Origin of the sequence: Pseudoalteromonas sp. BMB, assembly GCF_001709235.1 — a bacterium.
In the GTDB taxonomy this organism is placed as follows: domain Bacteria; phylum Pseudomonadota; class Gammaproteobacteria; order Enterobacterales; family Alteromonadaceae; genus Pseudoalteromonas; species Pseudoalteromonas maricaloris.
This window is the reverse complement of record NZ_MBQA01000076.1, coordinates 27,248-53,945: the sequence shown is the minus strand read 5'-3', so window position 1 is coordinate 53,945 and position 26,698 is coordinate 27,248. Positions and strand designations below refer to the sequence as shown.

Genomic DNA, 26,698 nt, shown 5'->3' with positions numbered 1-26,698 from the left:
AATGAATGTAAAACAAAATGTTACTGCCATGAGCTGTGCTGTTTTACTGGCAGGTTGCCAAAGTGTGTCAGCCACTGGCACACGCACGCTAGCAACTTTTAGTGTAGATAATACTCAGTGCTACGACCGCAAGGCGCAATCTAGTTATTTTGCCGTTGATTCTCATCACCATTTTCAGCCATTTCGGGGAGATGCGGTCCCGTTTGATAAGCTCGTTACTTGGGCAGAGCGTGCGGGAGTGGTGTTTATCAATGTTTATGGCATTGGTCAAACCTACGAGCGAAAGCCTGATTGCTTTGGTGAGCGTGGGTGCTACAGCCAGTTGATTTCACCCAGCATTCAAAATGACTTTAAAAATGCGAGCAATTATCTTAAATATGGCGCAGATAACGTGCATATAACCTTGTCTATGACCTTTGCTGACTTGCACAAACCAGAGACTATTTTGCCAAAAATGGCACTACTCGAAGATGAGTTTGGTGACTTATTTCGTTGGATGGGAGAAGTGAATTTAGTCAAAGCGGCGCATTTTGGTAACGGTCATCAAGCGGTAGATAAAGAGACTATCGCCAAGTGGCAGCCATTTATGGCAGTGCTAAAAGAAAAGCGTATTCCGCTTGCTCTGCACGCTGACTTAGGCGATAACAACGCGCCACTTAAATACTTACCTTTGTTTGAGGAAGTGTTAAAACGTTACCCAGAAAACGATATTATTTGGATGCACATGGGAGTCTCAAAAGAGTTAAACCAAATTGATCCTGAGCTGCACATAAACACCATGGAGCGGTTATTCTCCCAATATAAAAACCTAAAGGCCGATCTGTCATGGCGAATTTTGTACGACTATTATTTTAGTGACCCGAAAACTCAGGGACAGTATGTTGAATTTATTAATGCCCATGCTGAGCGCTTTTTGCCAGGCAGTGATTTCGTCGCTAGTAAAAATAAACGCTTTTTCGATTATTTAGAAGAAGTCGATATCAATAGCCGAATTCTCGCCTCTCTTGACGATAATGCTTTTCGCCGGATCGCCTTAGGTCAAAACTATTTTTCGCTGTTAGATTTACCTTATCGTGCGCCAGAGATCTGTGTTATAGCGTCTCCTTGAGCATGGATAGCACATCGTTTACGTCTAGTTTCATCACTTTATCGGTGTTCGCGAGCAATTGATCCGCGAGGTCTTTTTTATGGTGATGGAGCTCGACAATTTGTTCTTCAATCGTGCCTTTGGCAATTAAGCGATAAATAGTAACGGGGCGTGTTTGTCCCATTCTGTGTGCGCGGTCTGACGCTTGCTCTTCAACCGCAGGATTCCACCAAGGATCCATGTGAATAACATAATCTGCTGCGGTAAGGTTCAAACCAGAGCCGCCGGCTTTGAGGCTAATTAAAAATACCTCGCCTTCACCTTTTTGAAAGGCATTCACGGCCTGCTGACGAGCTTTGCTTGGCGTGCTGCCATCTAAATACTGAAACCGGATCCCGCGTTTTTCCAAGCGAGCTTTGATAAGTTGCAAGTGGCCTACAAACTGACTGAATATAAGTGCCTTGTGATTGTTTTCTTGCAGCTCGGTTAGAAGCTCATCCAATGCCGCCAATTTCGAGCTGGTTATCTGACTTTCTGCCATTAACAGTTTTGGATGACAACAGGCTTGGCGCAAGCGGGTTAGCGCTGCCAGCATTTTAAAGCGTTGTTCATTGGCACTGTCTTGCTGTGTTGACTGTGAAATTTCGTCAATGGCGTTTTGGCGCAGCGCTTCGTAAAAGGTTTGTTCTTCTTGGCTCAATTGAATTGGTACATTGATCTCAGTGCGTGGTGGCAATTCGGTTAATACCTGATGCTTCATACGGCGTAGAATAAAAGGCTGGATCAGGTGTTTGAGGCCTTTACGGGCACGGTGTGCTGCTAGCTTATCTTCATTGGCGTTTTCAATGGGAGCGGAAAACTTTTCGCTAAAGCGTTTGAGGTTACCGAGCAACCCTGGGTTTACAAAACGAAAGAGTGACCAAAGCTCTGTGAGGTTATTTTCTATTGGGGTCCCTGTGGTGATAAGCTTAAACTTGCCTTTGAGCGCGCAGGCGGCTTGAGTACGTTTTGCTAATGGGTTTTTCAGTGCTTGGGCTTCATCGGCGACAATAGTTTCAAAAGCGATAGGTTTTAAGATATCAATTTCGCGCTGGAGTAGACCATAACTTAATATCACACAATCCAGTGGTTGCAAGTTGTTCAGCATCTCAGCTCTGGCATCAGAATGTGGATAGTCAGAAAACAGTTTCACCGACAAGGTTGGAGCGAATTTTTGGATTTCTTGTTGCCAGTTGAAGCAGACCGATGTTGGCGCGATGACAAGTGTCGGGCCGACATTGGCACGGGCCAATATCATCGCCAGCGCTTGGATGGTTTTACCCAATCCCATATCATCGGCAAGGCACGCACCTGCACCCCAATGGGCTAGTCGCATTGCCCAGTCAAATCCCGCTTGCTGGTAGTCGCGCAGCTCGGCTTGTAATGTTGAAGGAAGCGTTGGAGTCAATGCGACGGCTTGCTGCATTTTTTCGTTTTGCTCTTCCCAAGCCGGCAAGGTTTTCATCCGCATTCCAGTGGTGGCTTCAGCAATTAACGGCGCAGCTAGCGGGTGAAATTTTCCGTCTTCGGTCGCGTTATTGAGCTGGTCAAGTTGCGCTTTTAAGTCACTTGAAAGGGCGAGTACTTGCTCACCGTCCAGCGCAATAAAGCGGCCATTGCTGGTGGCAACCATTTTGAGAAGCTGTTTAAGTTCGATAACTTGGTCATTACTTACTTGTAGCTCGCCAGTCATGTCGAACCATTCATTTTTCTTGCTCATGGCAAGTTGCAAATGTTGGCTTTCGAGCTTGCTACTGAGCTTAACCTTTTTACCTTTAGGCCATCTGAGCTTGAGCGCCATAGGGCAAGGCTCTTGATTGATCACCAGCTCAAGTTCTTGCAACACCTCTAGCGCTTCGTCCATTTCGGCTAAACTTAAGCGATTATCCGTCATTTCCAAAAATAGCGGGCAGTGCGTATCTAACTCATCCAGTCTTTGCTGCTCAAGTAGCAAGTTTCGGGTGGTGGATAAGCGTTTACCATCGATCTCGGCGCTGACAGTGGCAATACCGTGCCCGGGATGAAAAATCGGCCCTTTTTCGCCAAAGGGCATGACCACACAGTGAAAATCGAGGCCTTGATGATAAGGTTGAATGTTAATAACGAGCGCCGATTGCGCCTCGATACTATCCAGCCCAGTATCTATATCAGCTAAATCAGACTGTACATTAAGATAAGGTGCGATGGCTTTAATACTCGACAGCACTTTTTGTTTTGCACTGGCAGGCACGGTTAATCCGGATTCACCAATAATCTCAGCGACCTGTATATGTGATTGGTTAAACACAATAAACTCGTAGTGATGCTCAGCTTGCTGAATAAATGAGTAGGTTTGCGGTTGACCAAAATAGCTGGGTAAATTAGGAATAGAGAGTAGCAGATCGTCGCCATGTTGACGGATGTGTAACTCGGGAGATTTCTCGGCAATGGTAATGGCTTGTTTTAAGTCTTCTTCATGGTATAGGTTGGTGGCACCGACTGCGGCTTTTAACGCTGGAATTCCCGCAAGGGTATAGTCCGCACGACCATTGTAGCCATAACCTGACTGTGGTGCGATGGCATCAATCAGCTTTTTATCGGACTGGCTGATATAACTAAATTGCTCCGGGTGCTGTTTCAGTTGTTTGCAGGAAATTGGCTTACCTTTTCCCCAGCCTGTTTTACCTCGCTTTTGCTCGCGTGCTAAAAACTCAATATCAAAGCGACCTTGCCTAATTTGCCAAATCAGGCGAAATTGTTCGTCAACTTCTTGGCTGGTATTTGCGTTCGGGTTGAGCGCAATAAGCTTGTCCAATGCTAGATCCCATGCCGTCTTTTTAGCAACGAGATGGCTAACATTCAGCTCGGGATTAAATGCAAGCGGGTATTGCTCACCGTGCTGCGCTAGCATCAACTGCTTTGCAAGCCCGGTAAACAGAGGTAAAGAGAGGCGCTCAAACGTTGCGATGCAGTCGTCGAGACTGGTAAGTGCTTTGGCATCTAAGCTCTGATTACACCAGAAGTGTGCAAAGCAGTCGAGTAAGCGACCTAAGGAATAGTCAAAAACATGAGATTTCTTCAGACTTGAATAATTTAAATGGGCGCTGCTGTAGCTACTGTTTTGCGACAAGCTCTCTGCGCAGTATAACAGCACGTTATTGGCAAAGAAGTTATTATAAGGCGCTTTGCTGTCTTGGCTTTCAAACTCAAGCTGTTGCGAGAGTGTGTCAAATAATGCGGCATCATGGCTATTGGCTTGTTGCAATAACGCCAACTTATGAAACAAACCCAGTGTTCTACCTAGGTACTGCTTTTTACGTTTGGTGATTTTGTCTTTGGCTTTTAGTGCTTGTTCAAAACAAACGATAAGGTTGTCGTGTTGTTGTAAAAAAGCAATGCTCGCCATAATTTGTGCACTATAAGCGGTTTGGATATTGGCTACCAACGCCTGAGCCTTATCCAATTGCAGGGTATAGATTTGATATTCTGCTAATAAACAGGTCAGTAGCGTGCTTTGTGTCTTGGCTTGAACCTGTGTGAGTATTTCAACTGCATAGCTAATGCTGTGACCACCTTGTAGTAAGGTATAGAGCAAAGTTGCAAAAGCTTGATATTGCAAGTCATCAGCAAGCGCCGAAAATCCTTCAACTGAAAAAGGATAAAAATACAATGGTAATAACACTTGGTTGGTCTTATGACACACCGCCTGTGGGTCTTTCGCCAGTCCTAAATGATTACGGGCTTTTGGTAGTTGATTGATAAATAAAAAGTCTCGAATGAGTCGCTGTTCATCGGCAAATTGGCGCTCCCATTCATAAGCATTCAGTACAGGGATAAACTCTTCAGCAGCGTTAAGGATTGCTAAAAACTGGCCATCAGCCATGACTCGATGGCTTAAACTGGTCGCGAGCTTTAGGTTTATTTGCACTCCATCTTCGTTAAAAGTCACTAACCCGTCTGAGCGCCATTTCATAATTTGGCTATGACTTACACCTTGTTCAAAGTCATTTTCGGGGATGATCTCTCTTGCCACGAGTGCTTGAACTAGGCGTTTGAGTTTGATTGCTGAAACTGGTTTATAGACTACCGCCAGCACACTCAACAGCATTTGCTCGTGCACAGGTAGGTTATGCACTTGATTGATTAGCGCTGTGATTTCTTCGTTAATTGCTGGTGGAAAGTCAAAATTCATCGTTTGGTTGTAGTATTCAATTTAAGACACTGAAAACTACCATAATTTAGTCTGAACTGCCATGAGGATAAGCAACAAGAAAAAAGAGAGGTGAGGGAGGCGATGCCTCCCTTTTGGTTAGCCTAGCATGTTATAGAGTAATGCAGAAACCGCCAGCAAGCCGACTAAAAGTACAAAATAAGTGCCAATGTGGCTTTTGTATTTTTGTAGTGCCGGTACTTTAAACACGGCAATGGTTGGCATGATAAACAAAATCATCGCAATGATTGGACCTGAGATAGCCCCCATCATGTCCAAAATACTTGGGTTTAATACGGCGCATACCCAAATAGCAACAAACATAAATACCACGCCTAGCTTGTCAGCAAGCTTATAGCTCATGCTCGTTTGCTTGGTTGCAAGGCCGTTAAAGCTTTCACGTGCACCAAGGAAATGGCCTAGGAAAGACGAAGTAATCGCGATAAATGCCACAAGAGGGCCAAGCATTTCAATAAACGGATTGTTATACACGTTAGCTAAATAGGATAAAACAGACACGTTCGCCGATTTTGCTTCTTCCATTTGCTCTGGTGTTAAAGAGAATACGCAGGAGAATACGAATAGCAAAACAAACACTATCAACATAATGGAGGTCGTACGAAGGATCGCTTCTGATTTTTGAACTGCCTCACTTTTGTAGTGACGACGCTGTACGTTAGCAAAGCTAGAAATGGCGGCTGCATGGCTAAATGAAAATACTACGATAGGAACGGATAGCCAAAGTAACTCGGTTAAGCTCGCAACATCAGGCGTGCTTACCACAGGCATTTGCCAGTTAGGCACTAAATAGAGTGACAAAAATAGTAATACCCCAACCAGCGGGTAAACCAAAATAGCAAAAGCACGCAGTAGCAGTTTTTCGCCGCCTAGCATAATGGCAATCATCCCGGCAACGAGCACACCAGAGAGTAAAATACGAGACGGTGACTCAAAGCCAAGTTGATTGACGATAAAGCTGTCGACGGTATTGGTTAGGCCAACACCATAAATAAGCAAAATAGGAAAAATAGAGAAAAAGTAAAGTAAGGAAATTAAACGGCCAGCACCTGCGCCGAAGTGCTCTTCTACTACATCCGTAAAATCGGCATCTTTTTGCTTTGATGAAAGGACGAACCGGGCCAATCCTCGGTGTGCTAAAAAGGTCATAGGGAAGGCAAGCACGGTCATGATTAGTAGTGGCCAAAAACCACCAATACCAATGTTAATTGGCAAGAATAAAATACCTGCGCCGACCGCAGTGCCAAATAAACTTAACACCCAATGGGTGTCGTGTTGGGTCCAGCGCCCATCGCTGATGGTATTCATCTCCATCGTCGCTTCAGAGGAATTACTCATATACTTGTTGTCCTGGATTTAGAATTATAATCGGGCGCATCATATAAAAAATGACGAAGTGTTGCATGTATAAACCGTCTACTCCGAGGAGTTATGCGGTGAAATTCTTTTATTTGACTAAAACTTGCTCAAGGTGTGGTGGGTTCCTAACCAGTTTTTGTAAATCTAAGTCTGCAAATGTTCTTAATTGTTACCACTGGCAATGAATTGCTAGCCGACTTATAAATAAATTTTTATTCTAGTTTGCAAAGAGAATTAAAATAACCAAGTGGAAAAGTATGTTCAAGCTAAACTCTCTATTGCTCGCTTCAACTTTGTTGGGCAGCTTCGCTGCTAATGCAACGATTGTCGAATTTCAAACTTCTCATGGTAGCTTTCAGGTCAATCTATTTGATGAAAGCACGCCTAAAACCGTGGAAAACTTTTTGAAATATGTAGATAACGGGCGTTATTCTGATACCGTAATTCACCGCGTTATTCCAGATTTTGTTGTGCAAGGTGGCGGCTTCAAATATGAAGGAGACGTGCCTCTTGACGCCATCGCTACTTACGATGCTGTAAAAAATGAACCTGAGTGGTCTAACGTAAAAGGCACTATTGCAATGGCAAAGGTAGCAAATAGACCTGATAGTGCGACAAGCCAATGGTTCTTTAATTTGGTAGACAACAGTAAAAATTTGGACGTTGACAACGGTGGCTTCACAGTTTTTGGTCAAGTGACTGGTGATGGCATGGAAATATTAGAAGCGATAGCAAAAATTCCTCGTTGTGGTAATGTGCCATTAGTTAACTTCACTGATGAACAGTGTAAAGATAGCAATAGTGAGCCGGGGGCAGCTAACTTTGTGACCATAAACGCAGTTACTGTGCTGGATGATGACCCCAAATCAGCTCAGGGCTTAAGCCCAAAAGCAAATACCTTGATTGATCAAGTGCCTGATAAGCCTTCAACTGACTCTGATTCATCTGGCGGTTCAATGTTTGCCGGCCTTATGTTGCTGGCTGGTATTTTCGGATTTAGACGTAGATTTCATAGGTAACCAAATCACTTTGGTTGCAGATGCTAACGATAGCATCACAGTCCCTAGTTAACCTGATCTCAGGTTAATAACTTGGAAGCGCACTTCGGTGCGCTTATTTCTTTGTTATTAAGTTATTGTTTTCGTTATTCGTCTTCGCCAAACAGTGCAATCGCTTTTGTCGTTAAACTATACTGATCACGGCCATCCGCTTGGATAAGCCCTTCATTGAGGTGAGTAGTTACAACATCTTCGAGTAGTTGTTGATCCACATGCGGGAGTGAAAAAGTGTGGTGATTGATATCGCACGATTCTGGAAAGCTTGCTTTCAGCTTAGACAGCAACATTATCGAATACATATTCTGTAAACGTTCCATAGCCGACCCTTTTATTATTCCAATTTTTGCGAGAACAATCCTAACAGTAAAATTGCGGGTTTGTCTATTTTTTGTGCTGGTTTGTGAGGGGGCAAAGATCCGCTGTGCTTGAGAAAATACAAAGGGCCAATTTGGCCCTTTACAGTCTAATCTTATACGGCTTCAGCCGCTTTCTTCGCGAGGTATTCGTCGTACGTACCATGGAAGTCGGTGATCTTACCGTCTTTAATTTCCCAAATGCGCGTTGCAAGTGATGAGACAAACTGGCGGTCGTGCGATACGAAGAATAACGTACCTTCGTATTGTTCAAGTGCCAAGTTGAGAGACTCGATTGATTCCATATCCATGTGGTTCGTTGGTTCGTCCATTAGTAGGATATTTGGCTTATGCATCATGATTTTACCAAATAGCATACGGCCTTGTTCACCACCTGAGATCACCTTAACTGACTTTTTGATGTCGTTTTGAGAGAACAGCATACGGCCAAGGAAGCCGCGTACGACTTGCTCATCATCGCCTGGCTGTTGCCACTGTTCCATCCATTGGAAAAGATCCAGATCTTTTTCAAATTCGTCAGCATGGTCTTGCGCATAATAACCAATATTGGCGTTTTCTGACCATTTATACTCACCTGCTTGCGGCGCTTTACGGCCCGCTAAGGTGTTGAGTAGTGTCGTTTTACCGGCACCATTTTCACCGATGATGGCAACTTTCTCGCCAACTTCAACAAGGCCATTTAGGTCAGAGAATAGGGTGTCGTCATAACCTTGTGATAGTGAGATAAGCTCAAGTGCGTTACGGAATAGCGGCTTTTCCTGCTCAAAGCGAATAAATGGATTTTGACGACTTGATGCTTTAACTTCTTCCAGTTGGATCTTGTCAATTTGCTTAGCACGAGATGTCGCTTGCTTCGCTTTTGAGGCGTTTGCAGAGAAGCGCGAAACGAACTGCTGTAGCTCAGCGATTTGCGCCTTTTTCTTAGCATTGTCTGACAACAGGCGCTCGCGAGCTTGCGTCGCAGCAAACATGTATTCATCATAATTACCTGAGTAAATACGCAGATCGCCATAGTCGATATCCGCCATGTGTGTACACACTGAGTTTAAGAAGTGGCGGTCGTGCGAGATGATGATCATAGTACAATCACGCTGATTCAATACGTCTTCCAACCACTTGATAGTATAGATATCCAAGTTGTTGGTTGGTTCGTCTAGGAGCATGATATCTGGTTCTGCAAATAATACCTGTGCAAGTAGTACACGCAGCTTCCAGCCCGGAGCAACTTCTGACATCAAGCCATAATGTTGCTCGGTTGGAATACCCACACCGAGGAGTAATTCACCTGCTTTTGCTTCTGCGGAATAGCCATCCATTTCAGCAAATTGCGTTTCAAGGTCGGCAACACGCATGCCGTCTTCTTCGCTCATTTCTGGTAATGAGTAAATGCGATCGCGCTCTTGCTTGATTTCCCACAGCTCTTTATGACCCATGATCACTGTGTCTACAACCGTATATTGCTCGTAGGCAAATTGATCCTGATTTAGCTTAGCGATGCGCTCGTTTGGATCGTAGTTTACGTTACCTGCACTTGGTTCTAGCTCTTTGCTTAGGATTTTCATAAAGGTGGATTTACCGCAGCCGTTAGCGCCTATTAGGCCGTAGCGGTTGCCGTCACCAAACTTAACGGAAATATTCTCAAACAGTGGTTTTGCACCAAACTGCATAGTGATGTTGTTACACGAAAGCATAAATTTGACTCATTACTGACAATTGCGGCGATCCTATCATTTATGGGTGACAAATGATGTAAAAAGTTTGGCTAACTCACACATTACTTTTGCGGCTGATATAGCAAAGACCTAGGTGTTGAAAACTTATCGCCATAAGACGTTTTATTTACGATTTTATTAAATTTTATTTACCAATCGGGTGGTTAAATGTTAGCCTGTTTTAATGCGAAAGGATGGTATAAAAAACTAACTCTGGTGAACAAGGATGAAAATAGTTGAAGAAAAACATAATTGGTTGATTGACCAACAAATCGATGAGCTGGAAGTCTTACCACCCCATACCACAACCGCTCATTTACCGTCAGAAATTAGAACGCAACTAAAGCCTCATGCCAGTGATTGGATAGTATTGCAACAAAGACATAATTGGCGCCATGTTAAGCGTGACGAATTTACTCGTGTTTTTATAAAGACCAAAAAGGGCTTACAAAGTGTAAGGTCTGGCAGTGCTGCCGGTTCTAGAGAGCAGCTAATCATCGTTAAACGCAAGTCTTATTTCAAAGCAGAGATTAGAAACAATGCCTTTACAAGCAGTGGTGGGGTTGATCCTAATCAGCCCATTGGCGCAAGCCAATTAGACCCGTTAACACCGGTTGAACAGGTATTGGCCTCGATTAACGTCGATAAATCACCTGAGGTGGCTGAAAAGCGCATATTGGTGTCGCTGGAAGGGGAGTTGGCGGTGAGTTTTGTGATCCAAGGTGCTAATACTCCCACATTGTCCAGAGCCTCTGAAGGGGCAACACAAACGCCTCTGATATTCGGCAAGTTGAGTGAAGATGGTCGCTATAGCCTAAAAGCAAAAATCTTAGGTGTGCCGGAGCAGGTGCTTTTTAACAATGTGCCCTATGCAGACTTACTTGATATAGAAAAAGTAAAAGCACTTAAGATTGGCGCTGAGGGCGGAGTGCAGCTGATTAAACACAGAGTGTCAGGTGAGGGTAATGTACACCTATATTTTATTAGCGAGCCTCCGAGTATCGGGATCTTCTTTGATGGTACAGGCAACAACAAGTACAACGATATTTTGGACCCCTTTGATGATAAAGAGCCGACGAATATAGCTAAGCTCCATGAGTTGTATGAAAATGAAGGTAAGTTTACCACTTCTTCATATATTGAAGGAGTTGGCACTTCGGCTGGAAAGAAAGATTCGACCATCGATCTGGCAATTGCATACTCTTTTGACGAAAGGCTAATTGAAGCGGTGTCAGACTTGGATAAGTTCATAAATAACAATGGATTAATTGAGCTTTGTAACACTCTATTGGTTGATTGTTTTGGCTTTAGCCGTGGCGCAGCGGCAGCACGAGCGTTTGTTAATTTGATCAATGAAATGAGAGAAAAGCAAGATACTAAATTAGCGAATAAAGAGGTGGTATTTCGCTTTGTTGGTATTTTCGATACCGTCGCGTCTATTGGAGGGGATGGAGATAATGATCATGGTGAGCTGTATGCCAGAGATGAGTTAGACGATGCAGCTAGACTCGATCTCAATCAGGCCAGCGCAGGGGCTGTATATCACTTAACGGCTTGGGATGAGCGACGTGATAAATTCCCACTAAGCTCATTAAAAAATAAAGGTGGTAGTTTGTTTGCTAATCATAAGGAAGTCTACTTACCAGGTGTTCATTCTGATATTGGAGGCGGGTATGCCCCTATCAGTATTGATATTGAGTATCCTTTAAAGCGTATTCGTGGTATTCCCGGAAATCCAGAGCATGAAGCAAAAGTACAACAGGCGAAATTGGCAATTGAACATAAATATCAGTGGCCCGGCATTAACGTGGATATGGTCTACCGCTTTAAAAGGCTAAGATATGGCGCAAGTCGCTCGGGAAGAGATAAGGATTTTTACACCACATACCGGCCTGTTTGGAGACGTAAAATAGATAATACCCTTGCCCATTATGGACTGCACCAAATGTATAACGAGGCGATTCAACATGGCGTTCCGCTAAAAGATATGGCGCGTCTTCAAAGTATCTACCCTTATGAACTTAGCAATGAGGTCGCAACTTTGGTACCTAAAGCTCTTAAAGCTGGGCCAGCAAGCCAAGCTTGGCAGAAGTTATACGAGCATTATATTCATATTAGTTCTCGGTTTACGGGAGCTGTGGATAAAATGGCTCATGGAGCTGAAAGAAAGGCAAAATACGCCACTGAAAATGGACAAAGGGAAATGTTTTACAATAATGCAAAAGCGCTACCGCAGGTACAAATTTGGAAAGCGTATAAAAATGGAAATAAATCAATTTGGAGGAAAGGATGAACAATAAGCTCTATACCGTTTTACTGGCAGTAATACTGCTTTGCAGTTGCTCTTCACATTCCGAGCTCGAAAAATTACATATAGGCATTTCCGCTTATGAAAAAAGTGACCTGATGGTAAAGCTGATATTTGACGATAGATTTTCCCCTCCCGCTGGTGCTATAGGCTGTTGCTGGGGGAACGCTCAAAAGAAAGGTGTGTTTTGGGGAGCTGAGATCCCACATAAAGTTCAAGCAGAATGGTGGGATTATAAGCAAGGCAGGCATTATCGTGCTGTGTTTATAGTACAGCGAGACAAGGCATACAAAATCGCGGATAATTTACCGAGTGTGACTTATTACACAGGCAAAACGGAGACCGATGTTGATCCTTATATCATCTTTGGGTTTGGTGAAAAGGGAGAAGTAAAAATGTGGATTTCTAATTCTCAGTTTGCTAGTGGAGTTAAAGGACGCATTTTAGAAGAAATTGGTTCAGCACAGGCGACTTGGGAGCCCTTTGAATTAACCGATGAGATGTTTAATTAGATAAGCGCCCACAATCCAAAGTTAATATAAAAAACAAATGAGACTAGGGATGTTCGACATGGAGAAAAGGATGTTCAATAAGCTCTCTACCGTTTTACTGGCATTAATACTGCTTTGCAGTTGCTCTTCACATACCGAGCTAGCACAGTTGGATATAGGTATTTCAGCTTATGAAAATAGTGACTTGATGGTCAAAATAGTGTTTGATGATAAATTTTCTCCACCTGCAGGAGCGATAGGCTGTTGTTGGGGAAATGCTCAGAAAAAAGGATCGTTTTGGGGTGCTGAAATCCCACATAAAGTGGATGTTGAATGGCGAGACTACAAGCAAGCAAAACTCTACAGAGCCTCATTCAAAGTTCAGCGGAAGAAAGCCTACCATATAATTGACGAATTGACTCCTGTTACATTTGCATCAGGACGTGTTGATGATGATGTGAATCCATTCATCATTTTTGGGTTTGGTGAAGGAGGTGAAGTAAAAATGTGGATCTCTAATGCACCGTTTGATGGCGTGGAAGGACGCATTTTAGAAGAAATCGGTTCGGCACAGGCGACTTGGGAACCCTTTGAATTAACCGATGAAATGTTTCGCTAAAAAAGTGAAAACTAGGCGTTTTATCTTGGTACTTTCTGCATGGTTGTTTACATCGGTTTATCGAATTCCACCGAAATAAATTGCTATTTGGCGCTATCTTGGGTCACATTACTGACCGCAATTAAAATAATATAACATTTAGGATTGGAATATGCGTATTAAAGCTATCTCCGCGGCCATGGTGTTGGCCTTTTCTCAGTATGTTGCTGCCGATGAAGGCATGTGGCAACCACATCAGCTACCTGAACTTGAATCTATTTTAAAGTCTAAAGGGCTAGAGATAGATGCTAAGTCAATTTCAAAACTCACTGAGTTCCCGATGAATGCGGTGATTAGCTTAGGTGGTTGTACGGCGTCATTTGTCTCTCCTAAAGGTCTGGTGGTGACAAACCATCACTGTGCATACGGCTCTATTCAATACAATTCAACAACAGATAACAATATTCTTGAGAATGGCTTTTTAGCAAAACAGCCAAGTGGAGACTTGCCGGCGGCACCGGGCTCACGCGTTTATGTGACTAAAGAAGTGTCGAACGTAACGGATAAAGTTAATGCTGGGACGGACTCACTGACCGGTAAAGCACGTTTTGATGCCATTGACAGTAAGCGCAAGCAACTTGTTGCCGAGTGTGAGCAAGATGAAAGCTATCGCTGTAATGTATACACCTTTCATGGTGGATTGGAATATTACCTCATTAAATCGCTAGAGATAAAAGACGTCCGTTTGGCATATACACCTGCGATGGGCGTGGGCAAATATGGTGGCGATATAGATAACTGGATGTGGCCTCGTCACACTGGCGATTTTGCTTTTTACCGTGCATATGTGGGGAAAGATGGTAAACCCGCTGAGTTTTCTAAAGATAACGTACCTTATAACCCTGAGTCGTTTTTGAGTGTGAGTGCAAAAGGCGTGCAAGAGGGCGACTTTGTAATGGTGACGGGTTATCCGGGTCGTACCAACCGTTATCGTATTGCTTCTGAAGTAGATTATGTGTTTAACACGGTTTACCCCATGGTACGTAAACATAACTCTAAGTATGTGGCACTGATTGAAGAAAATGCACCAGAAGGTTCTCAAGCTCGTATCGCTTATGAAAGCACCATTGCAGGTTACAACAACTACATCAAAAACTTTGGCTCTATGATTGAGAGCTTCAAAAAAGGCAGTATGTACAGCCGCAAGCAGCAATTTGAGCGCGATCTGAGCACTTGGATTAATGCCGATGCAGACCGTAAAGCAAAGTATGGCGCTGTGCTAAATGAATTGAGCGAGTTGGTTGCTCAATCTCAAGCCCATTATGAGCGTGATATGATGGTTGGCTATATCCACCGTTCGCAAATGATGTCTGTAGCGCGTCAACTTTACCGCTTGGCGGTTGAAAAGCAAAAGCCTGATGCTGAGCGTGAGAGTGGTTATCAAGAACGAGATATGCCAAAAATCAAAGCGGGGCTTCAGCGTATGACGCGCCGCTATGATGAAACAGTTGATAAAGCGATTATGCTTTACTTCATGGAGCTTTATGCAGCCTTGCCAAAAGAAGCGCGTTTAGCTGAAGTCGATAAGCAGCTTCAACTTGAAAGCGGCTTCAATAAAGCAAAGCACCAAGCGCTGCTAGATGAGATGTATGCCAACTCTAAGCTTGCTGATGAAAAAGCCCGTCTTTGGATGTTAGATTTAGAGCTTGAGCAGTTAAATCAAAGCTCTGATCCATTCATTCAATATGCAAAAGCGATTTTTGCAGTGATGAAGCAAATCGAAGATGAAGAAAAAGAATTGGCTGGTAAGCAGCAATCTGCACGTCCAGCTTTGATGGAAGCCATTATTGCTTACAACAAGTCGCAAAATAAGCCAGTTTACGCAGATGCTAACAGCACACTCCGTGTCACTTACGGTACGGTAGGTGGCTACTCACCGCAAGATGGCTTAGTGGCAACGCCATTTACTTCGCTTGAAGGGTTACTGGCTAAGAATACCGATGTTGAACCATTTAACGCGCCGAAAAAGCAACAGCAGTTGATCCGCGAAAAAGTATATGGTCAATATACAGGGGGCATGAATACCGTACCGGTGAATTTCCTTTCTAACGTGGATACCACTGGTGGTAACTCGGGCTCGCCAACCTTAAATGGGAAAGCGGAGTTAGTTGGTTTACTGTTTGACGGTGTATATGAAAGCATTATTGGTGACTGGGATTACGATAAAAACCTAAACCGCTCAATCCATGTTGATTCGCGTTACATGTTATGGGTAATGGACAAGGTTGATAATGCGCAAAACCTGCTAGATGAAATGAAGATAGTAAAGTAGGTCGACCTTTAGGTCGACAATCCCCCCAACGTTTAAAGGGTAGCCCTTGGGTTTATAGGGTATCCTTTAGGTTTATAGGGTACCCGTAGGTCGGCCTAAAGGCCGACCTACGGGTGATATCAATTTTTCGAAAAAACAATGCCGGCCATGAGGCTGGCATTATTGTGTTACTTCGCCATTAACTGGCGGATATATTTTACCGGAGCACTACCAAAGCTTAAGAATTTTTCATGGAATGCTTTTAAGTCAAATTCCTTTCCAAGCTTTTGCTTTTGTGTTTCACGGAAGTCGTAAATTTCGCGATAACCAGAGTAATAGCTGGTTAATTGTACTTGGCTCAAGGTTGCACGGCGCCATTTACCTTCGGCTTCTGCACGCTCTTGGAAAGCTCCATTCATCAGCAGATCTAAGCCTTCTTCTTTGCTTATTCCTTTTACTTGGATACCGTAATCTAGGATAGTGTTACAGATCACACGTAGATTCCACTTGTAGTACATTAACCACATTTCAGGCTCAAAGTTACCATAGCCTTCTTCTAGCATCATGCGCTCAGTGTATACAGCCCAGCCTTCAATCATCGCGCCATTGCTTAAGATACTCTTCACCAAAGACGGGGATTCGTTAGAGTAAACCAACTGAGTGTAATGACCTGGCACGGCTTCGTGAATATTTAGGATCTGCAGGATCCAGTGGTTGTATTCACGTAGATACGATTCAGCTTGCTCGTCGCTCATTGAGTCCAGCGGAGACACGTTATAATAGGTGTTCTCTTTTTTGTCGTATGGGCCCGGAGCACTGATTGAAGCGCCAGCAAAGCCACGCATATATTCAGGCGTCTCGCGAACAACTAGTGGCTTTTCTGGGTCTAGCGTGATGAGATCTTTTTCCATCACAAACTTTTCAAGTTCTGGTATTTGCGCCTTGATTTCGCTCACAAAGTTTTCACGTTTTACGTGTTTGACTGAAAGGTGCTTGATAAGCGTGGCAATCGCATCAATGTCAGATTCAGGGCGTGGCTTGTCAGCAAAGTACTTTGGCCAGAGTTGATCAACAATCTTAACCATTTCATTAGTAACACGGGCTTTGTCGGCCATTGCCTTTTCATACATTTGCTTGGCGGTGTAGCCAGACTGAATATCAAAGGCAAATTTTTCTTCGTACAGCTTCTCACCAATTCTAAATGAGCGCGCGTTACCGCTTTCACTTAACTCTTTTTCAAGGTTGCTAAGGTAAGATACATATCCATTGATGGCAGATTTCGCGGCAGCGAAGCGCTGTTTGAATAGGGCTTTTTCCTCGGCTGTTAATAATGAAGTCGCGAGTTTATCAAGCAACTCGTCGTTTAATACACTAAATGCGCCTTGGTTTTGTGCAATCGCAAGCTGAGTATATTCAAGCGTTGGATTGTTAATATTGTTTTGTGCTGCTTCATAATACGCTGGCACATATTGAAGACGTGCTAAAACGAGCTTGAGCTTTTCGTCATCCGTTTTAAAGCGGCTGTTGAGTATCGTCGCAAAGCCATAAGAAACATTGTAGTTTGACGGATTCCACTGCCAGCTTTTGAAGGTTTCAATATGCCAGATATCGCGTTTTAAGCGATTTTCAATTAAGTGATAATCGATTTTTTGACTATTGCTTAAGTTAGCAAGATCGAACTGTTGTAACATAGCCAGTTGCGCCTGAGAGAAGGCAACACTTGCATCACGAGTCGCTTGGGTTGGTACAGTGATAATATCATCGTACTTGCCAAAACCTGCCCAGAGCGACGCTTCTGGGTACTGTTTCCATAAGTCATTGATAAATTGCTGAGAAAAGTCAGCGAATTGTGCATTTTTTGCTACTGTTTGCTGTGAAGCTGAAGGCGTCGTCTCGACAGACGAAGGAGAAAGTGAGCAGCCAGTCAGGCCCATTGCCATGGCTAGCGCCATGCACAAGGCAGTCTTTTTCATTATTGTGTCCTATTTAATGGTTTTCGCTATCATAACAAGATTTTGCTTTATTTGCTTTGTCTGGCTCATCCAACCACACCGCACCGTTAGCCTCTTTGGCAACGATGTCATCGGGGTTGTAGATAGGGCATGATTTCATCGACAAACAGCCACAGCCAATGCAACCATCGACATAGTCTCTTAAACGTTGCATGTAAGCGATTTTTTCGTCCAGCTTTGCTTGCCAGGCTGTAGAAAGTTTGGCCCAGTCCGCTTTGGTTGGTGTTCTTGAATCGGGTAGGGTATCAAGGGTTTCTTTTATCTCCCCTAGGGTTATCCCCATTTTTTGACCAGCTTTAATAATGGCAATTCGGCGCAACACATCCTTTTTATAACGGCGCTGATTACCGTTATTACGCCAACTACGAATAAGCCCTTTGTTCTCATAGAAATGCAGTGCAGACACCGCAACGTCAGCTCTTTGGGCAACCTTACCGACGCTGAGGTTTGGCTCGTCTCTTAATAATTTTTCAGTTTTCATAAATTAGTACTTTACCTTAACTTAAGGTGAGGTTTTAAGGTAGCACCCAATTTATTATTAGTGCAACTGGAATTGAAGATTATGAAAACAGTCGTTATTTACTCAAGCTCAAACCCCAATGGAAATACCTACCAATCTGCAAAGGCACTAGCAGAAGAAAAAAGAGCTGAGCTCATCTATTTAGACCGTTATAAAATTGGTGAGTATTGCTACAAACACTCTCACAGTGATGATGACTTTGTTAACCTTTTTAGATGGGTACTTGGTTTTGAGCACATCATTTTTGCATCCCCCGTTTATTGGTATGCAGTGACACCAAGAATGAAGGCATTTATCGACAGAATAACTGACTTTATGGACATAGAAGTGTTAAAGCCTGAGCTTAGAACGCTACGTGAAAAGCAGTTTTCTATCTTGTCGACCTCATGCCAAGAAAAAGCACCGGCACCATTTACTGAGATGCTGGTGGGGACCTTTGAATATTTGGGCATGAAATTACAAGAGCAGCGTCATGTCCATTATCCTTATGCTGATTAATCGCTGTGGATTTTGTTGGGTGGGGTTGTGTGACGATGGCTTTTAAAGATCGCTGCGTAAAGCAGCTCCTACTCTGAAGTAAAATCAGTTTGGTGGGTGGTTTATCCGCCGAGAAGCTTTGTGACTGGCGGGCTAAACTCCTTGCTACCCGACATTTCTCAGCGGAAGTACGCACTTCCGCCTATGCGAATAGGTGCAAGGTCACACCTTAAATTCATTTACCATTTGTGAGAGTCGTTGTGACATTTCGCTTAATTGCTGGCTCGACGCTTTGGTGTGTTCAGCGCCAAGGGCGGTTTGGTTTGCCACTGTTGCGATACCCCTGATGTTGTCAGTCATGTCAATAAGATCTTCGGATTGCTTTTCACTCCAGGTGGCGATATTAACGTTAATATCATTCACGGTTGCGATGGAGAGGTTGATTTGCTCTAGTGCGTGCTTACATTCTTGGCTCACTTTGAGGCTTTGCTCGGATGCTGCACGGCAGCTCTCCATTTCTTCAACGGTTGTGGCGACGCCATTGTGCAGTTTATCAATGATCGCTTGAATATCATCGGTAGATTGTTGCGTACGCTGAGCTAGTGTTCTTACCTCATCGGCCACCACGGCAAAACCGCGACCTTGTTCTCCTGCTCTCGCAGCCTCGATGGCCGCATTCAATGCTAATAAATTAGTTTGATCTGCCACTTTTTTAATGACGTCAAGTACTGCACCAATCTCGGTTGATGAGCGTTGTAGTTCGAGCACAGCTTGTTGCGCTGAGTCGACGCTACGAGAGGCATGCGCTATGACTGCCACATTTTCGTCTACATGCGTCAGCCCTTGGGTCGTCAATGTGGTTGTCTCTGTCACTTTATCAAGCGCACGCTTTGACTCATTATTGACAGCTTGCGCCACTTGATTAAGCGATTGCATGCGGTTTTGCACTGATTCTGTTTCACTGTTTTGTTGTCCAATACCAGCTTGGATCTGCTCGGTAATACAGGATAACTCCTCTGCTTGGGAAGCCAAAGAATGGGTGTTTTCGTTGATATCATGCAGTACATCACGAAAATGCGAGTTCATTTTATTAAATGCGATAGCCATTTGGGCAAGCTCGTCTTTACCGTGGCTTTTCAGTGTAATGGTGAGGTCTTTTTGCGCTGAAATGAGTTCCATAGTACGGGTGAGCTTATCCAGTGGCTTGGTAATATTTTTGCTGATCAAGCTCGAGAGGAAAATAAGTAATATCGCATAGCCGAGCGTTTCAGCAGTCATCAACATGAGTCGGTCATAAAACTGTTCTTCAACGTCTTGAAGGTAAATGCCTGTCCCAATTGCCCAGTTATAGTGCCCTAAGTTAACAATATAAGAAAGCTTGCCCTCAAGCTCCTTTGTCCCCGGTTTTGGCCATTCATATCGGGCAAAGCCTTGTTGATTTTGATTAGCAATGACGACAAACTGGCTGAATGCCTCGCGAATAAAACGTTCATGATGGTGAGTCATTGAGGCGCCATTGAGTAGTGGCTTAATGGGATGCGTTACCATATTCCCGTTTAAGTCAAATAAGAAGAAGTAGCCAGCATCACCATAGCGTGCAGCATCAATGAGTTTTTTTATTTTTTCTTGTCTTTGTTGTGGGGAGAGTGAGGCCTCGGTGGCAACCATATTAAGTTGTGCAACTGTGGTTTCCATTAGGTTTTTTGCATTAATACGTCTTTCTTGCGTTAAGCTGTCTCGTAAAACGAGTGCTGATGAGAGTTGCACAAGGGCAATGATCATGACAGACAAAAGCAGACTAAGTCTGAGTTTATTGGGCACTTTCATTAAACCTAGGAGTTTATTCAGCTGCTTCATGAGTTCCTCTAGTAACAAAGAATTAGTTAAAATGACAGCGATGTCAGTTGGCGTGGATCATACTTAGAACGAACCAAAAATAAATAGCATGAACAAGAGATGAATAAGGCGTCAAGCCGTGCAGACGGTTATCTAATTGATAGTTAATAAAAATGTTAATATTCACGTTTTGTAAATGATTGTGAATGAGAACTATTGTTAATAAGTAAGTGTAAGGGTTTTGTCTTAGGGAAGGATGGAGGTTAGAGATAGATCAAGAAAATTTGATACAGATCATTGCAGATATCGCTTGAATCGAATAGCGACTTTGTTATACTCGCTGCGAATTTTCAGTTTAGACTGAAAGTTCTGAACTAATCAATTCTATCAAGATAAAAACATCAGGATAATCTGTGCCACTGTTAAGCTATGTTCGACATACTGCTACTACTGACGACACAACCTATCAAGGTTGTACGATCACGCGTGCGCAGTTATTCGGTCGTATTTTCAGTGTGCTAAGCGCATTGATGATGTTTAACACGGCATTATTATTCACTGGCATGCTAGGTGATGTAGCTGAATTAGAAGCACTTTTTGCAGATAATTCACTACCTGACTCTGTTTTGGTGATGCTTGGAGAGTTTTGGGCTCAGCCTATCTTGTCATTACAATTATTGATAGGTCTTTATTGGTTAGTTTTCCATACTATTTTGCCTACACGCGCTGGCGTTGTCCTGCGTAAAACGGCATTCGCCTCTACTGAGGCTATTCAACCTCAACCGGTGCCTAGCGCACATGGTTGTCGTGCTCCTCCTTTTGGGTACCGCTGTCTGTTTGCGTAATCGCAATATTTGAGTCCAGTGCGTTTGATTTACGCGATTTGGATCTGCAGTCAGCAATTCAGTTTCAATTACATTAATCGGCTACTTACAGTCCTTTTAGGGCGAATTGTAAGCTTAGTAAATGTGATTGTCCGTTTACTGTATCGATTATTTGGTAAATGGTTAGTGACTGGTATCAAAGGAGCTTTTCCCTTCACTAATACATTTTCCCTGATGGATACAGTGCAATTCGAACTTGTGCAGCATAGCTTGCACAAATAGATACTCAGCGCGCTTGATAAATAAGCCGCAGCTTATCGTTGAAGGGTAATCAATTGAATAAACGTAGTGTTGTGAATTATGCGTTCGCTTCATTGGGGCTTATGCTCACCGGCTGTAGTGGTGGCATTTTAGATCCCAAGGGGCAAATTGGCATGGATGAGAAGTCCTTGATCATCATTGCCACTGTACTGATGTTACTCGTTGTAGTACCAGTTATTATTCTTACCTTATATTTTGCGTGGAAGTACCGAGATGGTCGTGACCACGAGATCTATGCACCTAAATGGGCTCACTCTAACAAAATAGAAGCCGTGGTTTGGACCATTCCGATAGTGATTATTATTGTACTTGGGGTGATCACTTGGCGCTCTACACAATCACTTGATCCGTATAAGCCGTTGGAAGGTAAAGGTGAACACCTCACAGTTCAGGTGGTATCGCTAAACTGGAAGTGGTTATTTATCTATCCTGAGCAAGGCATTGCTACAGTGAATGAGCTGGTGTTTCCAGCGAATGTACCAGTGGAGTACAAAATCACTTCCGAAAGCACCATGAACTCTTTCTTTATTCCACAGCTTGGCAGCCAAATCTACTCGATGGCTGGGATGGAAACGCAGCTTCACCTGATTGCTAACGAGCCGGGGACGTTCAAAGGCTTTTCTGCTAACTACAGCGGAGCGGGCTTTACGGGAATGAAGTTCGATGCCATTGCGACCAAAGACAAAGCAAGTTTTGATAACTGGGTTGCCGATGTCAAAGCAAACGGCGAAGCCTTAACCGCAGGTCGTTATACGAAACTGGCTGAGCCTTCGGAATATCACCCCGTTGAATATTTTGGTTCGGTAGAGCAGGGCTTATTCCACACCATAGTTATGAAGTACATGCAGGGCCATGGCGAAATGAGTTATTACGCCAAACCAGAGCATGCTGCGCATCCACATCACGGCAAGGCTGAGGAGTAATTATGTCGTTGTTTGGTAAATTATCCATAGAGGCAATCCCCTATCACGAACCCATCATTATGGTGACGTTAGCTGTGGTGGCGATTGTTGGTCTAATTGTGGCGGCAATGGTCACAAAACACAAAAAATGGGGCGTGCTGTGGCACGATTGGATCACTTCAATCGATCATAAACGCTTAGGCGTGATGTACATTATCTTGGCATTAATTATGTTAATGCGTGGTTTTGCCGACGCCATCATGATGCGCACACAGCTGGCGATGGCCACAAGCGGCGCTGCCGGTTACTTGCCTCCTGAGCACTATGACCAGATCTTCACCGCACACGGGGTGATCATGATCATCTTTATGGCGATGCCATTTATGATTGGTTTGATGAATATCATCTTGCCACTGCAAATTGGTGCTAGAGATGTTGCCTTTCCGTTTTTGAATAATCTCAGTTTTTGGCTGACGGCGGGCGGGGCAATTCTGATCAACTTGTCCTTGGCATTTGGCGAGTTTGCAAAAACCGGTTGGGTGGCGTATCCGCCATTGTCGGAGTTGTCGTTTAGTCCGGGTGTCGGGGTTGATTACTATATTTGGGCACTGCAAATATCCGGGCTTGGGACATTGCTCACCGCCGTGAATTTCTTGGTAACCGTATTTAAGATGCGTGCACCTGGCATGACGCTAATGAAAATGCCTATTTTTACTTGGACTTGTACTTGGGCAAATATCCTAGTTGCGGCGTCTTTCCCAATTCTTACTGCGGTGCTAGCGATGCTAACGCTTGACCGTTATATGGATTTCCACTTCTTCACCAATGAAGCCGGTGGTAATGCCATGATGTATATCAATCTGTTCTGGGCATGGGGTCACCCTGAAGTTTATATTTTGATCTTGCCTGCGTTTGGGATTTTCTCAGAAATTATTTCAACCTTTACAGGCAAACGCCTGTTTGGCTATAAGTCGATGGTGTACGCCAGCGGTGCGATTTCTATTTTGGGCTTTATTGTTTGGCTACATCACTTCTTTACTATGGGTTCAAGCGCCAATGTTAATGCTTTCTTTGGGGTCATGACGATGGTCATTGCGGTCCCGACGGGAGTAAAACTCTTTAACTGGTTATTTACCATGTATCGCGGTCGTTTGCGGATCACGGTGCCAGTCCTTTGGACGTTAGGGTTTATGGTGACCTTTACCGTTGGTGGGATGACTGGCGTACTGCTTGCGATTCCTGGCGCGGACTATGTGCTGCACAACAGTCTTTTCCTAATTGCACATTTCCATAACACCATTATCGGTGGGGCAGTGTTTGGTTATCTGGCGGGTTTTGCTTACTGGTTCCCTAAAGTAATGGGTTACAAGCTTGATGAGCGTTGGGGTAAAGCCTCATTTTGGTGCTGGCTAGTTGGCTTTTTTGTAGCCTTTATGCCGCTTTATGTGCTTGGCTTCTTGGGCATGACACGTCGCCTTAATCATACCAACACGCCAGAGTGGAACATTTGGCTATACATCGCGTGTATTGGTGCCTTTATCATTATGTTTGGGATAGTTTTCCAAGTGGTACAGCTAGTGGTGAGCTACAAAAATCGCGAGCAATTGCAAGACACCACAGGCGATCCGTGGAATGGGCATACGCTAGAATGGTCAACGGACTCTCCTCCGCAGTACTACAACTTCGCGAAAACCCCTGTAGTTGACGATATTGACGCTTGGACAGAAATGAAAGAGCAGGGACAGGCATATCAAAAGCCTGCACATTATCAGCCTATTCACATGCCAAAAAATACCCCGGCTGGAGTGCTTATCAGCGCGTCATTGACCGTGTTTTGCTTTGCCATGATTTGGCATATTTGGTGGTTAGCGGCGGTGGGTTTTGTCAGTGCTATCGCGGTATTTATTAAGCGTTGTTACACCAGCGACGTTGATTATTATGTTCAGGTTGACGAGATTGAGCAGATTGAGTCTGCCCACCTTTCTCGCGCATTACAGGAGGGTTAATTCATGAGTGCAATTACTCCCGCTACGCTGCATGCGTTAGAAGATGCTCACGAGCATGCAGATCATGACACAGGTTCAAATACCGTATTCGGTTTTTGGCTATATCTGATGACGGACTGTTTGTTGTTTGCTTCTTTCTTTGCCACTTATGCTGTGTTGTACATGAACACGGCAGGTGGGGTATCTGGCAAAGACATATTCGAGCTGGGTTTTGTTGCGGTTGAAACCGCGGCCCTACTGTTAAGTAGTATTACCTTTGGTTTTGCCATGATAGCGGCAAACAAACAGAAAAAGTCGCAAACCTTATCTTGGCTTGCGGTGACATTTGCCTTTGGTGCGGTGTTTATTGGTATGGAAGTATATGAATTCCATCACTTAATAGTACATGGTCATGGACCGCAGCATAGTGCTTTTCTGACTTCTTTCTTCTCATTGGTGGGTCTGCACGGCATGCACGTGACGGCAGGCTTGATTTGGATGACTGTGATGATGATTGAAGTGACACGTCGTGGTCTTAAGCCACAAACGGTAACGCGTTTGAGTTGCTTAAGCTTGTTCTGGCACTTTTTAGATATCGTGTGGATCTGTGTATTTACCGTTGTTTATTTAATGGGGGCAATGTAATGAGCCATAGTGAATCTCAAGCGTTAGTACAGATGGATGTTCATGAGCATGAACACGACAGCCACGGTAGTGTGAAGTCGTATCTAATTGGTTTTGTGCTATCCGTTATTTTGACAGCCATTCCTTTTGCTGCCGTGATGAGTGGCAGCTTGTCATCTAGCACGACATTTTGGACGTTAGTGACAACCGCGTTAGTGCAAATTTGGGTGCACCTAAAGTACTTTTTACACCTGAATTTTGTTACGGAAGAAGGCAAGGCAAGCACGCTTTCCTTTATCTTTAGTGCGTTGATTATTGTGATGGTAGTGGGGCTGTCGGTCTGGATCATCTACGAATCGAACGCCATGATGATGTATTAACAGGAGAGTAGTCATGCTGCGTCGTTATTTTCAGGTGACAAAACCTGGGATCATTATGGGAAACTTGATTTCAGTCGCAGGAGGCTTTTTATTGGCCTCTCGAGGTGAAGTTGATTGGCTGCTATTTGCCTTGACTCTGCTAGGGCTATCTTTAGTCGTTGCGTCAGGTTGTGTAGTTAACAATGTCATCGACAGGGATATCGATGCGGCAATGGCTCGCACTAAAACTCGCGTGACAGTAACTGGGGAAATTTCCTCAGTTGCTGCACTGTCACATAGTCTGGTACTTGGATTATCTGGCTTTGGGCTCTTAGCCTATTTCACCAATTGGATTGCGCTGGGTTTTGCCGCATTTGGGTTTTTTATTTATGTCGGTGTTTACAGCTTATACATGAAACGAAACTCAGTGTATGGCACGGTGGTTGGTAGCCTGTCTGGGGCAGTGCCTCCTGTGGTTGGTTACTGCGCAGTAAGCGGGGTGTTTGACTCTGGCGCTGCCATTTTATTATTGATGTTTTGTCTTTGGCAAATGCCGCACTCTTACGCCATTGCGATTTTCCGTTTTGAAGATTACCGGGCCGCGAATATTCCGGTGTTGCCAGTCGCGCAAGGTGTTGAAAAGGCCAAGCATCACATTGTTTTGTATATCGCCATTTATGCACTCGTGGTGATGTTACTGCCGCTTAGCGGTTATACCGGCATAGCATTTATGGCGGTGGCCTGTACAACCAGTTTTTGGTGGTTATTGATGGCGCTAAAAGGATACCAAAGAGACTTAGATTTACATGGTTGGGCGAGGCAAGTATTTGCATTCTCAATAGTCAATATCACAGTCCTAAGTATCGCGATGGCGATTGATAATCACAGCACAGTTTCTGCGATGCTGTACTGATCGCAGATTATCCCAAAGTAACTAAAATCCAAAGGCCCACGGGGCCTTTTTTCGTTCTTATCTTATTTGTTTTACGTCGCTTGCTTTTTACCCGTTTTATCTCCATATCCAGCTTATTGAATAGATGAGAAGATAATAATGGATATAGGGATCACAGAAGTATTGTTGTTATTTACGGCGATTTTTATCGCGTCCTTTTTACTTTTTAAGGTCGTGCTATGGGCCAAAAAAATGCCAAAAGGCGCCTATCTATTTTTGGCTTTAATGCCGCTCATTTCGCTTTTCCCTATTCCACCACCCGTTTTTAAAAATGTCGCGAAAGCCAAACAAGAACAACGTAAAAAAGCACCCAAATCAGAACCATAATCTCACAGGAAAATA

At 43.9% G+C, this 26,698-nt stretch carries 21 protein-coding genes; 14 read left to right on the top strand and 7 right to left on the bottom strand.

Going from position 1 to position 26,698, the window contains the following annotated elements; translation table 11 throughout:
* The first annotated feature begins 1 nt into the window (after position 1).
* Positions 2-1,108 carry an amidohydrolase family protein gene (locus tag BB427_RS06880; RefSeq protein ID WP_069019819.1) on the top strand — a complete coding sequence of 369 codons (1,107 nt, stop codon included), beginning with the start codon at positions 2-4 and terminating at the stop codon, positions 1,106-1,108.
* On the opposite strand, the gene BB427_RS06875 is transcribed toward BB427_RS06880, so the two are convergent.
* Positions 1,092-5,297, bottom strand: a complete 4,206-nt coding sequence (locus BB427_RS06875; protein ID WP_069019811.1) for a DEAD/DEAH box helicase — start codon at positions 5,295-5,297, stop codon at positions 1,092-1,094. The genes BB427_RS06880 and BB427_RS06875 overlap by 17 nt on opposite strands.
* Positions 5,298-5,414: 117 nt before the next feature.
* Entirely contained in the window at positions 5,415-6,671 is a 1,257-nt protein-coding gene (locus BB427_RS06870) for an aromatic amino acid transport family protein (RefSeq protein WP_069019808.1), read from the bottom strand.
* Positions 6,672-6,949: 278 nt separating this feature from the next.
* Here BB427_RS06870 and BB427_RS06865 point away from each other — a divergent pair, with 278 nt between their 5' ends.
* Positions 6,950-7,711: a peptidylprolyl isomerase gene (locus BB427_RS06865; RefSeq protein ID WP_039492377.1), complete on the top strand. Its 762-nt coding sequence runs from the start codon at positions 6,950-6,952 to the stop codon at positions 7,709-7,711.
* Positions 7,712-7,836: 125 nt separating this feature from the next.
* Here BB427_RS06865 and BB427_RS06860 read toward each other — a convergent pair whose 3' ends face one another.
* Together BB427_RS06860 and BB427_RS06855 are read right to left on the bottom strand one after the other, a co-directional pair.
* A complete protein-coding gene (locus BB427_RS06860; RefSeq protein ID WP_039492375.1) occupies positions 7,837-8,067 on the bottom strand; it encodes a hypothetical protein in 231 nt (76 codons plus the stop codon).
* 152 nt (positions 8,068-8,219) lie between these two features.
* Positions 8,220-9,815 carry an ABC-F family ATPase gene (locus tag BB427_RS06855; RefSeq protein ID WP_010375453.1) on the bottom strand — a complete coding sequence of 532 codons (1,596 nt, stop codon included), beginning with the start codon at positions 9,813-9,815 and terminating at the stop codon, positions 8,220-8,222.
* 247 nt (positions 9,816-10,062) lie between these two features.
* Here BB427_RS06855 and BB427_RS06850 point away from each other — a divergent pair, with 247 nt between their 5' ends.
* From BB427_RS06850 to BB427_RS06835, 4 genes are all read left to right on the top strand, one after another.
* Entirely contained in the window at positions 10,063-12,129 is a 2,067-nt protein-coding gene (locus BB427_RS06850) for a T6SS phospholipase effector Tle1-like catalytic domain-containing protein (protein WP_069019805.1), read from the top strand.
* Complete coding sequence (locus BB427_RS06845) at positions 12,126-12,656, top strand: hypothetical protein (protein ID WP_010606478.1); 531 nt, start codon at positions 12,126-12,128, stop codon at positions 12,654-12,656. The genes BB427_RS06850 and BB427_RS06845 overlap by 4 nt, the downstream gene beginning before the upstream one ends.
* Positions 12,657-12,726: 70 nt before the next feature.
* Positions 12,727-13,254 carry a hypothetical protein gene (locus BB427_RS06840; protein ID WP_069019802.1) on the top strand — a complete coding sequence of 176 codons (528 nt, stop codon included), beginning with the start codon at positions 12,727-12,729 and terminating at the stop codon, positions 13,252-13,254.
* Between the two features lie 151 nt (positions 13,255-13,405).
* On the top strand, positions 13,406-15,565 hold the full coding sequence (locus BB427_RS06835; protein WP_069019799.1) for a S46 family peptidase: 2,160 nt from the start codon (positions 13,406-13,408) through the stop codon (positions 15,563-15,565).
* A 167-nt stretch (positions 15,566-15,732) separates the two neighbouring features.
* Here the strand turns inward: BB427_RS06835 and BB427_RS06830 are convergent, their stop codons facing one another.
* Together BB427_RS06830 and soxR are read right to left on the bottom strand one after the other, a co-directional pair.
* Positions 15,733-17,517: a DUF885 domain-containing protein gene (locus tag BB427_RS06830; protein WP_069019796.1), complete on the bottom strand. Its 1,785-nt coding sequence runs from the start codon at positions 17,515-17,517 to the stop codon at positions 15,733-15,735.
* Positions 17,518-17,530: 13 nt separating this feature from the next.
* Complete coding sequence (gene soxR, locus BB427_RS06825; protein ID WP_010375466.1) at positions 17,531-18,037, bottom strand: redox-sensitive transcriptional activator SoxR; 507 nt, start codon at positions 18,035-18,037, stop codon at positions 17,531-17,533.
* An 81-nt stretch (positions 18,038-18,118) separates the two neighbouring features.
* Between soxR and BB427_RS06820 the strand changes: the two genes are divergently transcribed.
* The gene (locus BB427_RS06820) at positions 18,119-18,574 is read left to right on the top strand and encodes a flavodoxin family protein (RefSeq protein ID WP_045989097.1); all 456 of its coding nucleotides are present in this window, start codon (positions 18,119-18,121) and stop codon (positions 18,572-18,574) included.
* A 201-nt stretch (positions 18,575-18,775) separates the two neighbouring features.
* Here BB427_RS06820 and BB427_RS06815 read toward each other — a convergent pair whose 3' ends face one another.
* Positions 18,776-20,410, bottom strand: coding sequence for a methyl-accepting chemotaxis protein (locus BB427_RS06815; RefSeq protein ID WP_069019794.1), 1,635 nt, complete (start codon positions 20,408-20,410; stop codon positions 18,776-18,778).
* A 392-nt stretch (positions 20,411-20,802) separates the two neighbouring features.
* On the opposite strand from BB427_RS06815, the gene BB427_RS06810 reads away from it, so the two are divergent.
* The 7 genes from BB427_RS06810 to BB427_RS06780 all read left to right on the top strand — a co-directional run bounded on the left by BB427_RS06810 (position 20,803) and on the right by BB427_RS06780 (position 26,683).
* The gene (locus BB427_RS06810; RefSeq protein ID WP_069019791.1) at positions 20,803-21,234 is read left to right on the top strand and encodes a hypothetical protein; all 432 of its coding nucleotides are present in this window, start codon (positions 20,803-20,805) and stop codon (positions 21,232-21,234) included.
* Between the two features lie 362 nt (positions 21,235-21,596).
* Positions 21,597-22,457 (top strand): ubiquinol oxidase subunit II, encoded by an 861-nt coding sequence (cyoA, locus tag BB427_RS06805; RefSeq protein ID WP_045989113.1) that lies wholly within the window; start codon positions 21,597-21,599, stop codon positions 22,455-22,457.
* A gap of 2 nt (positions 22,458-22,459) precedes the next feature.
* Positions 22,460-24,442, top strand: a complete 1,983-nt coding sequence (gene cyoB / locus BB427_RS06800; RefSeq protein WP_045989093.1) for a cytochrome o ubiquinol oxidase subunit I — start codon at positions 22,460-22,462, stop codon at positions 24,440-24,442.
* Between the two features lie 3 nt (positions 24,443-24,445).
* A complete protein-coding gene (gene cyoC, locus BB427_RS06795; protein ID WP_010606488.1) occupies positions 24,446-25,066 on the top strand; it encodes a cytochrome o ubiquinol oxidase subunit III in 621 nt (206 codons plus the stop codon).
* The gene (cyoD, locus tag BB427_RS06790) at positions 25,066-25,425 is read left to right on the top strand and encodes a cytochrome o ubiquinol oxidase subunit IV (protein WP_069019785.1); all 360 of its coding nucleotides are present in this window, start codon (positions 25,066-25,068) and stop codon (positions 25,423-25,425) included. Before cyoC ends, cyoD begins: the two co-directional genes overlap by 1 nt.
* A gap of 13 nt (positions 25,426-25,438) precedes the next feature.
* Positions 25,439-26,317 carry a heme o synthase gene (gene cyoE, locus BB427_RS06785; RefSeq protein ID WP_039492343.1) on the top strand — a complete coding sequence of 293 codons (879 nt, stop codon included), beginning with the start codon at positions 25,439-25,441 and terminating at the stop codon, positions 26,315-26,317.
* Between the two features lie 138 nt (positions 26,318-26,455).
* Positions 26,456-26,683, top strand: a complete 228-nt coding sequence (locus tag BB427_RS06780; protein WP_017218863.1) for a hypothetical protein — start codon at positions 26,456-26,458, stop codon at positions 26,681-26,683.
* Positions 26,684-26,698: the final 15 nt, after the last annotated feature.

Coding starts and splice junctions, on each gene's coding strand:
- BB427_RS06875 (WP_069019811.1), bottom strand. CDS start 5,297: ATGAATTTTGACTTTCCACCAGCAATTAACGAAGAAATCACAGCGCTA.
- BB427_RS06865 (WP_039492377.1), top strand. CDS start 6,950: ATGTTCAAGCTAAACTCTCTATTGCTCGCTTCAACTTTGTTGGGCAGC.
- BB427_RS06815 (WP_069019794.1), bottom strand. CDS start 20,410: ATGAAGCAGCTGAATAAACTCCTAGGTTTAATGAAAGTGCCCAATAAA.
- BB427_RS06855 (WP_010375453.1), bottom strand. CDS start 9,815: ATGCTTTCGTGTAACAACATCACTATGCAGTTTGGTGCAAAACCACTG.
- BB427_RS06860 (WP_039492375.1), bottom strand. CDS start 8,067: ATGGAACGTTTACAGAATATGTATTCGATAATGTTGCTGTCTAAGCTG.
- BB427_RS06820 (WP_045989097.1), top strand. CDS start 18,119: ATGAAAACAGTCGTTATTTACTCAAGCTCAAACCCCAATGGAAATACC.
- BB427_RS06830 (WP_069019796.1), bottom strand. CDS start 17,517: ATGAAAAAGACTGCCTTGTGCATGGCGCTAGCCATGGCAATGGGCCTG.
- BB427_RS06835 (WP_069019799.1), top strand. CDS start 13,406: ATGCGTATTAAAGCTATCTCCGCGGCCATGGTGTTGGCCTTTTCTCAG.
- cyoB (WP_045989093.1), top strand. CDS start 22,460: ATGTCGTTGTTTGGTAAATTATCCATAGAGGCAATCCCCTATCACGAA.
- soxR (WP_010375466.1), bottom strand. CDS start 18,037: ATGAAAACTGAAAAATTATTAAGAGACGAGCCAAACCTCAGCGTCGGT.
- BB427_RS06840 (WP_069019802.1), top strand. CDS start 12,727: ATGTTCAATAAGCTCTCTACCGTTTTACTGGCATTAATACTGCTTTGC.
- BB427_RS06845 (WP_010606478.1), top strand. CDS start 12,126: ATGAACAATAAGCTCTATACCGTTTTACTGGCAGTAATACTGCTTTGC.
- cyoA (WP_045989113.1), top strand. CDS start 21,597: ATGCTCACCGGCTGTAGTGGTGGCATTTTAGATCCCAAGGGGCAAATT.
- BB427_RS06850 (WP_069019805.1), top strand. CDS start 10,063: ATGAAAATAGTTGAAGAAAAACATAATTGGTTGATTGACCAACAAATC.
- BB427_RS06880 (WP_069019819.1), top strand. CDS start 2: ATGAATGTAAAACAAAATGTTACTGCCATGAGCTGTGCTGTTTTACTG.
- cyoD (WP_069019785.1), top strand. CDS start 25,066: ATGAGCCATAGTGAATCTCAAGCGTTAGTACAGATGGATGTTCATGAG.
- BB427_RS06780 (WP_017218863.1), top strand. CDS start 26,456: ATGGATATAGGGATCACAGAAGTATTGTTGTTATTTACGGCGATTTTT.
- cyoE (WP_039492343.1), top strand. CDS start 25,439: ATGCTGCGTCGTTATTTTCAGGTGACAAAACCTGGGATCATTATGGGA.
- BB427_RS06870 (WP_069019808.1), bottom strand. CDS start 6,671: ATGAGTAATTCCTCTGAAGCGACGATGGAGATGAATACCATCAGCGAT.
- cyoC (WP_010606488.1), top strand. CDS start 24,446: ATGAGTGCAATTACTCCCGCTACGCTGCATGCGTTAGAAGATGCTCAC.